The organism is Microbacterium sp. AC132, from assembly GCF_979258525.1.
Genome location: NZ_OZ409862.1, coordinates 2,903,884 through 2,917,628, shown reverse-complemented (window position 1 = coordinate 2,917,628; position 13,745 = coordinate 2,903,884). Strand labels below are relative to the sequence as shown.

Sequence of the window (13,745 nt, the reverse complement as noted above, 5' to 3'; positions counted from 1 at the left end):
CACCCGGTTGGGCGGTCGTCACGCGGTCTCGACGAACTCCATCAGTCGCTCGCCCTCATGCTCGAAGATCCGCCCGCCGACGCCGACACCGATCGCGAAGAGCGCCACCCCTGTCGCGAGTCCGGCCCAGAACGTCGCGGGGGCGAACTGCGATCCCTCGAGCATCGTGAGCACGAGCAGCCAGATGGTCGGCACGCTCACGAGGATCGCTCCGAGGAACGCCGCAGCAGGACCGTACGCGCCACGCGACGTCGGCCGCTGAGGCTGCTGGAACGGGCTGTCTCCGGGACGCGACACGGCGTACGGTGCGATCACAGAGACGATGCTCGAGAAGCCGAGCGCCGACAGCAGCAGGCTGGCCCCGAGGCCGGTGAGGGGCAGAAGGAGACGCCAGTCATCGATCCAGAGCATCGTGAGAGGCACAGCGATCGCGAGCACGGGAACGGCCACGAGCATCACCGGGACGAGTCGGCCCAGACGATCGGGGATGCCGCGCACGCCGCTCGCCACGTGCGTCCACAGTGCGGTGGAGTCGTAGGCGACATCGTTGTGTGGCAGCCAGCCGAAGAACAGGGCCATCACCGGAACGGGCACGAGAGCGGCGATCTCGAGCGGCACGCCCGCGACGAGCAGTGGCAGGACGGACAGCACGCCGGCGATCGGGACCACGATGAGATTCATGATGTAGCGGCGGTCACGCAGCCAGTAGACGAGGCTGCGAGACGCGATCGCACCGAAGGCGTTCGACGGAAGCAGGCCGAACCAGCCGAGACCGGAGCGCTCGCGAGAGGCCACAGGACGCTCGGTCGTGGTGAGCAGTCTGCGAACCAGCCACGACCACACCGCCCAGAGCACCACCGCGGTGAGGAGTGCCACGATCCCGCTGATCCAGTTGCCGGCATCGTCATCCGTCGCGAACGAGAACAGGAACCTCGACGATGCGGCGAAAGGGGTGAACCCGATCGTCGCCGTCAGCGCCCCCACTGCGGCGGGGACCTGCCCGTCCCACTTGAGCGAGGCGAGGAACACGGCCACGGGGAATGCGATCACGATCACGGCCAGCGCGAAGAGGGCGGTGAGCTCGCGCGATCGACGCTCCGGCAGCAGCAGCGCGTTCACCGCCATGCCGATACGCGCCGCAAGCACCGTCGAGAACAGGCAGACGACGCTCATCAGCACCGCGATGAACCACGGCGCTCCGAGCCTGATCGCCACGATGCACACGCTGATGTTCACAGCGATGAGAGCCAGGCTGGGAACGCTGACCAGTGAGGCGAGCGCGAGGATCCATGGCATCTGCCGCTCGTCGACCCCGAACACGGCGAATCTGCGGGGATCGAGCTGATCCACGGCACCCACGAGGATGGGACCCACCAGGAATCCCAGGAGCAGTGCCGCGCTGCCGAGGACGATGACCGTGCGCGCGACAGCGACGGGTGCGTCGTCGAGGCTGAGGATCGCCGCGCAGACCACACCCGTGAGAATCGCCACGACGGCGAGCATGACGAGCGTCCGCACCCGACGTTCGCCGCGGAGCGATCCGATCAGGAGCGCGGCTCTCAGTCGGAGAACGTGTGCAGCCACTCGAGCCCCTCCACCTCGCCGATGCCACCGGACAGCTCGACGAACCGCGCTTCGAGCGTCTGGCCTGCGCGGACCTCGTCGATGGTGCCCTCGGCGAGCACTTCTCCCCCGACGATGATCGCGACGCGCGAGCAGACCCGCTCGACGAGATCCATCCCGTGGCTCGAGAGCACCACCGTTCCGCCGTGCGCGACATAGGCGCGCAGAATGTCGAGGATGACCGCGGAGGACACCGGATCGACGGCCTCGAACGGCTCATCGAGCACCAGGACCCTCGGCGAGTGGATCATGGCACCCGCGAGCATGATCTTCTTGGTCATACCGGCCGAATAGTCGGAGACGACGCGATTGAGCGCCTCTCCGAGATCGAACGCGCGCGCGAGATCGGCGACGCGCTTCTCGATGACCGCCGAGGCGAGCCCCCGCAGGAGCCCGTAGTAGTAGAGCAGCTGCCGCCCGGTGAGTCGATCGAACGTGCGGAGCCGGTCGGGCAGCACACCCATCATGCGTTTCGCGGCAAGAGGCTTCGCCGACTGATCGATGCCGCAGATCACGATGTCGCCTGCATCGGCGCGCAGCAGCCCGGCGACGATCGACAGGGTCGTCGTCTTGCCGGCGCCGTTGGGACCGACGATGCCGTAGAACGAACCTGCAGGCACCGTCAGGTCGATGCCGTTGACCGCAGTGTGATCCCCGAAGTTCTTGACGAGGCCTCGAATGCGGATGGCCTCCGCACCGGAGGCCGCCTCGACTCCGGTGACAGCCTCCTCGGTCGCGTCCGCATCGGACACCGGCTCGGAGATCTCGGATGTCGTGCTCTCGTCGGCGGATGCCGTTTCTGCAGACGCGGTGGCGTCGGCGACGTCCGCCGTCGCGTCGTCGACCGGCGTGGCGTCGTCGACCGGCGTCGCGTCGACAACCGGTGCGGCGTCGTTCATAGGGGTCTCCTCCGCCGGAGCGGGCAGATCTGTCTTCGCCCCCTCGGCTGCAGCCTCAGGCTCGTCTCCCTGAACGTGGGCAGGAGCCGGCATCTCGATCTCGATCGCCGCTTCGCTCTCGACCTGAGCGTCCGCCTCTGCCTCGGCCTCGGCCTTGGCCTTGGCCGCAGCAGCCTTCGCGGCAGCTGTCTTCGCCGCAGCGGCCTTCGCGGCCGCGGCCTTGGCCGCCGTGGTCTTCGCCGCGGAAGTGCGTGCTGCGGACTTCGCCGACGCGCTCTTCTCCACCGCAGCCTTGGCGGCGACCGTCTTCGCCGCGGCCGCCCTGGCGGCCGGAGTGGATCCCTGCGCGGCTGAGGTCTTCGCAGCAGCGGTCTTGGCCGCAGCCGTCTTCGCGGCTGTGGTCCTCGCAGCGGTGGTCTTGGCAGCAGCGGATCGCGCCGATGACGTCTTCGCCCCAGCCGCGCGGGCGGTCGTGTCGCGGGTCGCGTTCTTGGCGGCAGTCGTGCGAGCGGCGGTGGTCTTCTTCGATGCCGCCGATCGCGGAGCGCCGCTCTCGGTGGTCCGGTCGATCTTCAGCGCCGGTTCGGCGACCACCTCGACGGTGACCGCGGCCTTGTCCGCCGCAGCTTTGGAGGGAACGCGCGCTCCACCCGTCTTCTTGGCAGGCGTCGTGCGAGCGGAAGTCTTCTTCGGGGCGGCGGGCGTGGCGTCGACCGCCTGAGCAGCGGGATCGTCGGGGGAAGAAGCAGTCACCGTCCTACGGTATCAACGGGGGCAGGATTTCTTCGGGTCACCGCAACATTTCGCCGACCTGGTGAGCCCGTTGGACATTTCACTCCGGATCTGGACGAATCTGAGTGTTGGGTGTGTACTGGATCACGAATTGGCCACAGCGATGTCAACCCCCGCGGGTTCTCAGGCGGGATCGCTAGCATGGCTCTCGGCACGACGAAGTGTCCGGTCGGTGAACCGACCATGAACACATACTTCATTTAGGAGCACTCGTGACTCTTCAGACCGTCATCCTCGCAGCAGGCATGGGCTCACGCCTCGGCCGCGCGCTGCCGAAGCCGCTCACGGAGTTGAGCGACGGCCGCACGATCATGCGCCAGCAGCACGACAACATCCGCGCCGCCTTCGGATCGGACGCCCGCATCACCGCCGTCGTCGGGTACCGCGCAGAGACCATCATCGAGGCGTTCCCGAACGTCAATTACGTGCACAACGAGCGCTACGACGAGACCAACACGTCGAAGAGCCTGTTGCGCGCTCTCGGCGCCACCGGCAAGTCGGGCGTGCTCTGGATGAACGGCGACGTGGTGTTCGACCCGATGATCCTGGGCCGCGCTGCGGCGTACATCGAGCGCGACCAGTCCTTCGTCACGGTGAACACCTCCAAAGTCAGCGACGAGGAGGTGAAGTACACGGTCACGGCCGAGGGCTTCATCAACGAGCTGTCGAAGACCGTCAAGGGCGGTCTCGGTGAGGCTGTGGGCATCAACTACATCTCCTCCGCAGACAAGAAGGCGTTCATGCGCCAGCTGCAGCGCGTCGAAGACCAGGACTACTTCGAGCGCGGCCTCGAGCTCGCGATCGCCGAAGACGGCCTGCTCCTCGAGCCGATGGACGTCTCCGATCTCTACGCGGTCGAGGTCGACTTCGCCGAGGACCTCGAGCGGGCGAACCTGTTCGTCTGATCGCCTTCCACGAAAGCCCGGCCCCGTCAAGGGAGCCGGGCTTTCGGCTTTTTCGCGGCCTGGCTTCCTAGGATCGATCCATGGCCCCCAAGGTGCACAAGATCCACTCCCTCCCCGACGACGCCGCGTGGGACAGGGGGTGCCGCCCGTCGGCTCGGCCGAGCATCCGCTGATGGTCCGCGGGCTGGACCGCGTTCTCGCGATCCAGCGCCCGCTCGTGCTGGCGCACATCCGCAGCATCCGCCTGCGCAACCCGCACGCTTCGCCCGAGCAGATCATCCGCATCCTCGAGCGGCGCTATCTCGCGGCGGTGACCACGGGCGGCGCGGCGGTCGGAGCCACCGCCGTCGTGCCGGGGATCGGCACCGGCATCACGCTCGCCCTCTCCGGAGTCGAGACGGTGGGCTTCGTCGAATCGACGGCGCTCTTCGCGCAGTCCGTCGCAGAGGTCCATGGCATCGCGGTGTCGAACCCCGACCGGGCCCGCGCGCTGGTGATGACCCTCATGCTCGGCAAGGAGGGCGTGGCCCTCGTCGGACAGCTGGCGGGCGAGGCCACCGGCCGCGGCGGCTCGAGGTCGTCGTACTGGGGCGAGATGGTGACGAAGTCGTTGCCGCGCGCTGCCGTCGGCCCCCTCGTGGATCGACTGAAGAGCATGTTCGTGAAGCAGTTCGCGGCGAAGGGCGGTGCCTCGTTCATCGGGAAGGCACTGCCGTTCGGCGTCGGCGCGGCCGTCGGAGGCGCGGGCAACCACATTCTCGGACGCCGCGTGCTGACGACGTCGCACCACGCATTCGGAGCGGCACCTCTGGACATGCCGCTCGAGCTGGAGCCCGTCGCCGGCGCGGAGAAGATGGAGCTGCGAATGCTGCACGGTGCCCAGTTCGTCGGGGGCGCCGTGGCCGGAGCGGCCGGATCGGCGGTCCGCGGCGTCGGCTGGGCGGGACGGAAGATCGCGTCGGTCGGACGTGGCCGCAACAAGGACGTCGGCGAGATCGAGCAGGCCGGCACCCACGACCTGCCGGGCACGCTCGGTGCCGAACACCGCGAGTGACGGCCGCCCTCGGGACACGCGGGGTTCACGAGAGCCGCCAAAGGATCTGACGACCCGTTGTAGCGAGCATCCAACGGACGGGGCCACCGCGACGATAGGGTGGAATCCGTGACGGACAAGCCCGAACTCTCGACCACCGCCGGCAGAATCGCAGACCTCCGCGCTCGCTACAACGAAGCCGTTGTCGACGCCGAGAAGGTCGCGCAGGAGAAGCAGCACGCCAAGGGCAAGATGACCGCCCGCGAGCGCATCGAACTGCTCGTCGACCCCGGAAGCTTCGTCGAGTTCGACGAGTACGTGCGCCATCGCACCACCGCGTTCGGCATGGATCGCAACCGGCCCTACGGCGATTCCGTCGTGACGGGTGTGGGCACGATCCACGGCCGCACGGTCGCGGTGTACTCGCAGGACTTCACCACGTTCGGCGGATCTCTCGGCGAGGTCTCCGGCGACAAGATCATCAAGATCATGGAGTTTGCGCTGTCGGGCGGTATGCCGATCATCGGCATCCTCGACTCCGGCGGAGCCCGGATCCAGGAGGGCGTGCTCGCCCTCAGCAAGTACGGCGAGATCTTCCGCCTGAACACTCGGTCGTCGGGGGTCATCCCGCAGATCTCGATCATCATGGGCCCGGCCGCCGGTGGAGCCGTCTACGGCCCCGCTCTGACGGACTTCGTGATCATGGTCGACAAGACCAGCCAGATGTTCGTGACCGGCCCGGACGTCATCAAGACGGTCACCGGCGAGGACGTCGGCATGGAGGAGCTCGGAGGAGCCCTCACGCACAACACTCGCTCGGGTGTCGCCCACTATCTCGCCGAGGACGAGGACGACGCGATCGACTACGCCCGCACGCTCCTCGGCTTCCTCCCCGACAACAACATGGCGGAGATCCCCGGGTACGAGAGCGGCTTCGAGTGGGAGACCACGGATGCCGATCGCTCTCTGAACACGATCATCCCCGACTCCCCCAATCAGCCGTACGACATCCACACGGTCATCGAGCATGTCGTCGACGCGGGGGACTTCATCGAGGTCCAGCCGCTTTTCGCGCCGAACATCGTGATCGGCTTCGGCCGGGTCGAAGGGCGCTCGGTCGGGATCATCGCCAACCAGCCGTCCCAGATGGCCGGAACGCTCAACATCGAGGCGGGCGAGAAGGCCAGCCGATTCGTGCGGTTCTGCGACGCGTTCTCGATCCCTATCGTCACGCTCGTCGACGTGCCCGGGTATCTCCCCGGTACCGATCAGGAATGGACCGGCGTGATCCGCCGCGGCGCCAAGCTCATCTACGCCTACGCGGAAGCGACCGTGCCGCTGGTCACGGTCATCCTGCGCAAGGCCTACGGCGGCGCCTACATCGTGATGGGATCGAAGCAGCTGGGCGCCGATGTCAACCTCGCCTGGCCGACGGCGGAGATCGCCGTGATGGGCGGCCAGGGTGCGGTCAACATCCTCTACCGCGGCGAGATCAAGCGTGCCGAAGAGGCCGGCGAGGACGTCGCCGCCGTGCGCACGCGGCTCGCGAACGAGTACACCTACAGCGTGACCTCGCCGTTCCTCGCCGCCGAACGCGGCGAGATCGACGGCATCATCGAACCGGCGAACACCCGAGTCTCGATCGCCAAGGCGCTCCGAGCCCTCCGCGGGAAGCGCGCCGAGCTGCCCCCCAAGAAGCACGGGAACATCCCGCTGTGACCGAGCCCGCGACGTCGGACGAGCGCCAGCTCCCGACGATGGAGATCACCCGAGGCGCTGCGACCGAGGAGGAGCTCGCCGCTCTCATTGCCGTGGTGAGCGACGCCTACTCGCAGGAGGCGGCGGATGCCGTGGCCGAGGAGCCTCGCGTGTCGGCGTGGGCCCGCACCCAGCGACCGCTGCGACGCGCACTGCGACGAGACATCCCGTGGGGCCGCTTCGCACGCTGACGCCCTCGTATCGGAGAGTCTGCGAGACCCGGAGCCCCCCAGCTACCGGGCCACGCAGACGACCCTCCGATTGATGCGGGGCCGTCGCCCCTGGCACCTGTAAACCCCAGACGGCGCATCTCTTCGATAATACATCGACTGGAGTAATCACTGAGGGCGCTCCAACCGATATACCGGTATGCGAATTGATGGCGCCGTTCAATCCTCGAGGTAGAGGTCGGATGCTCGAGGCGTGAGCACCGCGTCGAGCACGACGCAGGCGGCCCCCACGGCACCGACATCCTCTCCCACCACCGCGCTGTCGACGCGCAAGGCCCGAACCGACCTCGTCGCACTGCGACGGTTCAGCTGCTCTGGGATCTCGCGCAGATAGACCTCGGACAGAGGGGCGCAGAACGGCCCGCCGAGCACCACACGATCGACATCGAGGATGTTCGTGAGCACCGAGATCAGCACTGCGAGATGTTCGGCAGAACGACGCAGAACGCCCAGCGCGCGGATCTCGCCCCCGGAAGCGAGCTCGCACAGGCGGGCGAACCGCTCCTCCACCCCGCGCGCACCTCGATCGTCCGGCTCATCGCGGAACACCCCGGCCGCCTCCGCCTGCTCGACGATCGCCTGCGGGGTGCATACCACTTCGACGCATCCTCGCGAGCCGCACGCGCAAGGCGGCCCGTCTGGGTCGACCATGATGTGGCCGATCTCGCCGAAGTTGTGGGTGCTGCCTGTGACCACGACCCCCTCACGCGCTGCGGCGGCTCCGAGCCCCGTGCCGAGGTAGACGAACAGGAACGAGTCCTCGGCTGTCGCGGAGCCGGTCCACAGCTCCCCCACTGCGGCGGCAGTGGTGTCCTTCTCCAGCGTGACCTCGAAGCCCGTCGCTTCTGCGAGAACGGAACGCAGCGGCACCCGATGCCATCCGTCGAGCTTCGGGGGGTCCACCACCGTGCCCTTCGCCGCGTCGAGCGGCCCGGGGGCAGCGACGCCGACCCCGGCGACGAGTGCGCGATCGATGCCGGCCTCGTCGACGAGGCCATCGATCGTCTGCGCCATCGTCTCGACGATGCGGTGCGGGTCCCGGTCCTGCGTGCGCACGACGCGTCGTGCGATCACCGCACCGGACATGTTCAGCAGCACGAAGGTGATCACCGACGGGTCGAGATGCACCCCCACCGAGAAACGACTCTCCGCGACCAGGCGCAGCGTGACTCGCGGCTTGCCGGGCCCGTTGATGGTCCGCCCTGCTTCGGTGATCAGCCCCTCGTCGAGAAGGCGACGGGTGATGTTCGTGATCGTCTGCGCCGAGAGGCCGGTCGCATCGACGAGCTCGATCCGGCTGAGTCCCTCTCCGGACCGGCGGATGGCCTCGAGGATGACGGACTGGTTGAAGTCACCCATGCGGGGGAGATTGGTTCCGCGACGCATTCCCATGCCTCATCATCTCGCACCGGCGTCGATTCCGTGTCCCCCAAAATACCTACAGACAACGACTTGACTAACCATGAGACTGAGTAAGACGCTTCGCGTTCGGCTGGTCTCTCTGTCCCAGGGTAGATAGACGCAGACCGGCCACCAGCGGACGGTTTTCGGGTAACTGGTCCGCATGGCGAGGGGCTGGCGGATTCGCCGCCCCTCGCCCACTCTGTCTGACCTCGACTCTGACCCCCTCCCCCGGCCAGAGCCGAGGACAGGGGCCTCACTGGCGTGGAGCGTCTCTCGGGATCTCGTGCCACACGTCGACGGCATCGTCATCGCTCTGCCCGCCGGCGCCGGCCCGGCCGACCACCGTCACGGCCGTGTGAGCATCCCTGGCCGCTCGGATGATCCACCGCTCCGCATCCGCATCGCGCAGCACCCGGGCGAGCTCGTCGCGGATCATCGCGCGTCGTCCCTCATCGACGTCGTCCAGGCCGCCCTCGTCGAAGACGGTGACGACGGCACCGCGGCGACGCGCGTCCTCGATCGCATCCCGCACCGCATCGTTGAGCAGATCGGCTCCCCGGAGCTCGTCGCGCAGGCGACCTTCCGCCAGACGCGCCTGCAGACGCTCCTCCTCGCTCAGCGCGCCACGCGATGCGACGGTGCGACTGAGCACCGGCCCCGCGACCGCCAGCGCGAACTGCGTGCGCAGACGACGTTCCTTCTGGCGCACCTGCTGGGTCGCGTGCCAGGCGGACACCGCCTGCTGGATGCCGGCGAGGCGCTCGGTGTCGCGGACGGCTCTGTCCCAGAAGATCACCAGGAGGTGAGCGATCGCGACCCACACGAGCGAGCCCACCAGGCCGAGGGACAGCGCCACGAAGACACCCAGATACACCGACGATGTGGCGACGAGGACGAGCACCACCAGCCAGCCGATCACGAAGCGGCGCCGGACGATGCACACCACGCCCATCAGACCGAGCGCACCGATGTACCAGGTGGCGAACGGCGCCGTGCGTGTCAGCGGATCGAGTGACAGCGTCACGAGAATAGGAATGAGGACGCTCGAGACCAGCGTCAGCAGCGCCGCCCAGAGCGGCATCCGCACCGAGATCGCCGAGTCCCAGAGGATCGCGACGTTGACGACGACGAGGTACAGCGCGATCGCCGCGACCATCAGCAACGGCGCGGAGGGCTGCTCGATCCACCACACCCCTCTCGCGGCGAAGTACATCGCGAAGCCCACCGCGAGTGACGTCGCGACACTGCGCACCGTGCGATTCATGGCCGCTCCCAGCCCAGCGTCACGGTGGTGCCGCACTCTCTCGAATCGATCTCGGCGGTGCCCGCCACCCCGGCCATCCGTGCGAAGATCGACGCTCTGATCCCGAGGCGGTCGGCGCCGATGGCCCCGATATCGAATCCTGGGCCGGTGTCCGAGATCGTCACCGTGATCCCCTCGTCACCGCGGCCCTCGACGAGGATGTGCAGCCCGCGCCCACCCGCATGGGTGACCGCGTTGCCGAGCGCCTGTCTGGCGGCGAGCACGAGTGCTCTCGCCGCGCGCCCGGGGATCAGTCCGATCCCTCCCCGTTCCTCGACGATCGCATCCGCCCCGAGCTCGGACAGCGCGCGACGGAGCTCGACGACGATCTGAGCGGCGCCCACCGGTTCGTCGCTGCCCTCCTGGGCCACCGCGGCCTCGGTGTTCGCCAGGCGGGTGAGAGCCTCCCGGGCCATCCCCACGGCGAGGTCCTGCGCCCGATCGCCTTCGGCCCGTTCCGCCGCGATCAGCGCTGCGAGGACGCTGTCGTGCATGAGCGCCGACATCGCCGCACGCTCCTCCTCGGCTGCGGCGGCTGCCGCGGCCCCCGCGTACGACGCGACGGCTCGGGCCCGGGCCTCATCGACACCCGCGGCGACCGAGCGGAACATCCATCCCAACGCGATGATGACGCATCCGAGGATCAGGGTGAACGACACGTCGAACGCCGTCGTCACCCAGAAGTCTCGCGAGAAATCGCCTTCGACGAGGCGGACATAGCCGTAGACGAACGGCAGGCACACCGCCCAGACGAACTGCAGCCACAGAGGGAAGGCGAGCATCGCAGCCACGACGCCCACGTTGACGAGGAAGAAGATCCACGGCTGGTCGGCGGCTCTGCCCACAGGGTCGACCAGACTCGGCCAGGCGGCGAGCGCGAGTGTGTACACGATGGCGAACGCGCCGGACGCGGTCCTGACGCCACGTCCGATGACGCACGCGACGAGCATGACGATCAGCGGCACGAAGACCACGAGCAGCATCGTGATGCGCGCGGCATCCGATCCCGTCGTCGTGACCCCCGCGATCAGTGCCTGTGCGCCGAGAACACCCGATCCGATCGCGACGACCGTGGCGAGGATGCGCTCCATGCGTTTGCCGGTGAAGCGCTCGAACTCGGTCTCCACGCTGCCGGGCGAAGGGATCTTGCTCCATGCCTCCCGGATGCTGAGCGGGTCAGCGGCCACTCGGCGCCCCGTCTGCGGCGACGATCCCATCCTCCATCGCTCGCCGCAGAAGGTCGACCTTCGTCGGGGCCGGTCGCCCGACCTCCACGTACTTGACCCGGATCCGGGTGATGTTCTCCTTGGCGGTCGAGTACGCGACGCCGAGGCGCTCGGCCACGGCCTTCAGCGGCAGGCCGGTCGCATACAGCCGGAGCACCTCCCGCTCGCGTGTCGACAGCTGGGCGTCCGCGAAGTCGCGATCCCCGTCGACAGCGCTCGCCCACTCGACGTTGTTGAGGGCTTCGCCCTGCGCGACAGTGCGGATGGCGTCGAGCACGTCGTCCAGCGCAGAGGATTTGCTCACGACGCCGGCTGCACCGGCAGCGAGCGCCTCGCGCACAGCCGCCGGTCGATCGGCGACGCTGTGGATCACGACGCTCGCGCCGTCGGCGACGAGAGACCGGACGTTCTCGGTCACCGTGGTGCCGTCTCCCAGGGTGAGGTCGAGCACCACCACGTCGGCAGGCTGCGACGACGTCGTCGACCTCCACTCGAGATAGGACACGACCGTGCTCCCGGAGAAGACGACGGTCTGCTCTCCGTCACGAGCGCACGCCGCCTCGAGACCGAGGCGGACGGATTCGTGATCGTCGATGAGTGCGACCCTGCTCATCCGCCCAGCCTACTGAGTACTCAGCCCCCGCAGATCACGATCACCGGGTGAGCAGCGCGACGACCTCGAAGTGATGCGAGTGCGGGAACAGGTCGAAGCCGCGCAGCGTCCCCACGTTCCACCCGTGGTCGCGGAAGGTTCCGAGGTCCCGCGCCAACGCCACAGGGTCGCACGCGACGTAGGCGATCGCCTCGGGGGCGAGAGAGTTCAGTGCATCGACCACCGCGCGTCCGGCACCGGCACGCGGCGGATCGAGTACGACCGCTCCTGCTCGCGTGTCGGAGGGGAGACCGGCGAGATAGCGGTCGACCCGTGCTGTGACGGCATTCACGGCGAGGGGCGCGAGGTTCTGCTGCGCGTGAGTCGTCGCCCGCCTGCTGGACTCGACGGTGACGATGTCGGTGCCACCGAGGTCTGCGAGCGATGCGGCGAAGAGCCCGACTCCTCCGTAGAGGTCGAAGTGCGTCGCCTCCGGATCGACGTGCCCGTCGAGGATGCCGTAGACGGCGCCGTCGAGCACCGATGCGGCTCGCGGGTGCACCTGCCAGAATCCACCGGCGTCGACCTGGAACCGGCGATCGCCCACCTGCTCGTAGACGACTTCGGGCGCCGGGCGGCGGTGCTGCCCCCTGGCCGGTCGCTCGTCGAGGCGATCTCGTCGGATGACCCGCACCTGGCCGTCGCCCGGTTCGACCAGGTCGACGCTGCCCGCCTCGCCACCCGCGAGACGGAGGGCCGCCTGTGCGACCGCCGGACGCGCGAGCGGGTGGGAGCTGACCGGGATCACCCGGTGGCTGCGAGCGGCGTAGGGTCCGACGCGCCCCTGGTCGTCGACGTGCAGGGTCACCCGGGAGCGCCAGCCGGTTCCGTCGGTCGAGTCCACGGCCTCGATCTCGGGAGCCTCGAGACCGGGTCCGGCGAAACGATCGAGCGCCTCGGTGAGCACCTGACGCTTGAGCACGCGCTGATGCGCGAGATCGATGTGCCCCAGGTCGGCGCCCCCCGGCCGGTTCTCGGGCGCGCGGGAGACGTCGGCCTCCGCCCAGATGTGCGGGCGACGATGCGGCGAGGCGTCCAGGACCTCGACAGTCTCGGCACGCCAGAAGCTCTTGGACTCACCCGTGGAGTCCTCGGTGAGCCGCGCGCGGACCCGCTCACCGGGGATGGCGTCGGAGACGAAGACGACCCGGCCTTCGTGTCGGGCGATGAACGTGCCGCCGTGCGCGATGCCGGTGATGTCCAGATCGAGCAGGACTGGGGAGGAAGTCATCCTTCGAGGATACGGTGGTGAACATGCGCGTCTGCCTGGCCTCCACCTCGCCCGCCCGCCTCATGCTGCTGCGTCAGGCGGGTATCGAGCCTCTGACCCAGTCGCCGGGAGTGGATGAGGATGCGGTCGCCGCCGCTGCCGCGGCCGAACGGGGCGCGGAGCTGACTCCGGCGGACCTCGTGCTCCTGCTCGCTCGGGCGAAGGCGGCGGACGTCGCGCAGCGCCTCTCTGCGGACGGCGAGTTCGACGGCATCGTGATCGGCGGAGACTCGATGTTCGAACTCGGCGGGCGCGTGTACGGCAAGCCCTACACGCCCGAGGAGGCGACCAGACGCTGGCAGGAGATGCGCGGGGCCACCGGCATCCTGCACTCGGGGCACTCGGTCTTCCGTGTCTCGCCGGGCACCGACCCGGTCGAGGCCACCGCCACGGCCGAGGCTTCGGTGACCTTCGCCGATGACGTCACGGATGCCGAGATCGCCGCCTACGTCGCCTCGGGTGAGCCCCTGCTCGTCGCCGGTGCGTTCACGGTCGACAGTCTGGGCGGCGCCTTCATCACCCGCGTCGACGGCGACCCGTCGACGGTGGTCGGGATGTCGCTGTCGACCGTGCGCCGCCTCGCCGCCGATCTCGGCGTCACGTGGACCGACCTCTGGTCGTAGAGTCTCGTCGACGTTTCCGCCTCTTTC

General features: G+C 68.5%; 11 protein-coding genes and 1 pseudogene. 5 read left to right on the top strand and 7 right to left on the bottom strand.

The features are described from left to right. Positions 1 to 18 precede the first annotated feature (18 nt). The gene (locus ACZZZQ_RS13985; RefSeq protein WP_394194772.1) at positions 19 to 1,584 is read right to left on the bottom strand and encodes a hypothetical protein; all 1,566 of its coding nucleotides are present in this window, start codon (positions 1,582 to 1,584) and stop codon (positions 19 to 21) included. Beyond that, a complete protein-coding gene (locus ACZZZQ_RS13980; protein WP_463507786.1) occupies positions 1,560 to 3,275 on the bottom strand; it encodes an ABC transporter ATP-binding protein in 1,716 nt (571 codons plus the stop codon). The genes ACZZZQ_RS13985 and ACZZZQ_RS13980 overlap by 25 nt, the downstream gene beginning before the upstream one ends. A 251-nt stretch (positions 3,276 to 3,526) precedes the next feature. Here ACZZZQ_RS13980 and ACZZZQ_RS13975 point away from each other — a divergent pair, with 251 nt between their 5' ends. The 4 genes and pseudogenes from ACZZZQ_RS13975 (at position 3,527) to ACZZZQ_RS13960 (ending at position 7,201) form a co-directional block, all read left to right on the top strand. Next, on the top strand, positions 3,527 to 4,219 hold the full coding sequence (locus ACZZZQ_RS13975; RefSeq protein WP_053096968.1) for a phosphocholine cytidylyltransferase family protein: 693 nt from the start codon (positions 3,527 to 3,529) through the stop codon (positions 4,217 to 4,219). An 80-nt stretch (positions 4,220 to 4,299) separates the two neighbouring features. Beyond that, positions 4,300 to 5,273 (top strand): annotated as a pseudogene (locus tag ACZZZQ_RS13970) (hypothetical protein). 108 nt (positions 5,274 to 5,381) lie between these two features. Then, the gene (locus ACZZZQ_RS13965) at positions 5,382 to 6,971 is read left to right on the top strand and encodes an acyl-CoA carboxylase subunit beta (protein WP_463507785.1); all 1,590 of its coding nucleotides are present in this window, start codon (positions 5,382 to 5,384) and stop codon (positions 6,969 to 6,971) included. Continuing rightward, positions 6,968 to 7,201 carry an acyl-CoA carboxylase subunit epsilon gene (locus ACZZZQ_RS13960; protein ID WP_463507784.1) on the top strand — a complete coding sequence of 78 codons (234 nt, stop codon included), beginning with the start codon at positions 6,968 to 6,970 and terminating at the stop codon, positions 7,199 to 7,201. Before ACZZZQ_RS13965 ends, ACZZZQ_RS13960 begins: the two co-directional genes overlap by 4 nt. Before the next feature lie 198 nt (positions 7,202 to 7,399). Here ACZZZQ_RS13960 and ACZZZQ_RS13955 read toward each other — a convergent pair whose 3' ends face one another. The 5 genes from ACZZZQ_RS13955 to ACZZZQ_RS13935 form a co-directional block, all read right to left on the bottom strand. Then, positions 7,400 to 8,599 (bottom strand): ROK family transcriptional regulator, encoded by a 1,200-nt coding sequence (locus ACZZZQ_RS13955; RefSeq protein WP_463507783.1) that lies wholly within the window; start codon positions 8,597 to 8,599, stop codon positions 7,400 to 7,402. Between the two features lie 298 nt (positions 8,600 to 8,897). Beyond that, positions 8,898 to 9,908: a hypothetical protein gene (locus ACZZZQ_RS13950; RefSeq protein WP_053096976.1), complete on the bottom strand. Its 1,011-nt coding sequence runs from the start codon at positions 9,906 to 9,908 to the stop codon at positions 8,898 to 8,900. Then, positions 9,905 to 11,134: a sensor histidine kinase gene (locus tag ACZZZQ_RS13945; protein ID WP_400342063.1), complete on the bottom strand. Its 1,230-nt coding sequence runs from the start codon at positions 11,132 to 11,134 to the stop codon at positions 9,905 to 9,907. The genes ACZZZQ_RS13950 and ACZZZQ_RS13945 overlap by 4 nt, the downstream gene beginning before the upstream one ends. After that, on the bottom strand, positions 11,124 to 11,786 hold the full coding sequence (locus ACZZZQ_RS13940) for a response regulator transcription factor (RefSeq protein WP_053096978.1): 663 nt from the start codon (positions 11,784 to 11,786) through the stop codon (positions 11,124 to 11,126). Before ACZZZQ_RS13940 ends, ACZZZQ_RS13945 begins: the two co-directional genes overlap by 11 nt. A 40-nt stretch (positions 11,787 to 11,826) precedes the next feature. Beyond that, positions 11,827 to 13,056, bottom strand: a complete 1,230-nt coding sequence (locus tag ACZZZQ_RS13935; RefSeq protein WP_320489910.1) for a class I SAM-dependent RNA methyltransferase — start codon at positions 13,054 to 13,056, stop codon at positions 11,827 to 11,829. Positions 13,057 to 13,079: 23 nt separating this feature from the next. Between ACZZZQ_RS13935 and ACZZZQ_RS13930 the strand changes: the two genes are divergently transcribed. Next, entirely contained in the window at positions 13,080 to 13,718 is a 639-nt protein-coding gene (locus ACZZZQ_RS13930; protein WP_053099183.1) for a Maf family protein, read from the top strand. Positions 13,719 to 13,745: the final 27 nt, after the last annotated feature.

What these genes read in the sequence shown, in the direction of transcription:
- ACZZZQ_RS13940 (WP_053096978.1), bottom strand. Translation starts at nt 11,786, where the DNA reads ATGAGCAGGGTCGCACTCATCGACGATCACGAATCCGTCCGCCTCGGT.
- ACZZZQ_RS13935 (WP_320489910.1), bottom strand. Translation starts at nt 13,056, where the DNA reads ATGACTTCCTCCCCAGTCCTGCTCGATCTGGACATCACCGGCATCGCG.
- ACZZZQ_RS13930 (WP_053099183.1), top strand. Translation starts at nt 13,080, where the DNA reads ATGCGCGTCTGCCTGGCCTCCACCTCGCCCGCCCGCCTCATGCTGCTG.
- ACZZZQ_RS13955 (WP_463507783.1), bottom strand. Translation starts at nt 8,599, where the DNA reads ATGGGTGACTTCAACCAGTCCGTCATCCTCGAGGCCATCCGCCGGTCC.
- ACZZZQ_RS13950 (WP_053096976.1), bottom strand. Translation starts at nt 9,908, where the DNA reads ATGAATCGCACGGTGCGCAGTGTCGCGACGTCACTCGCGGTGGGCTTC.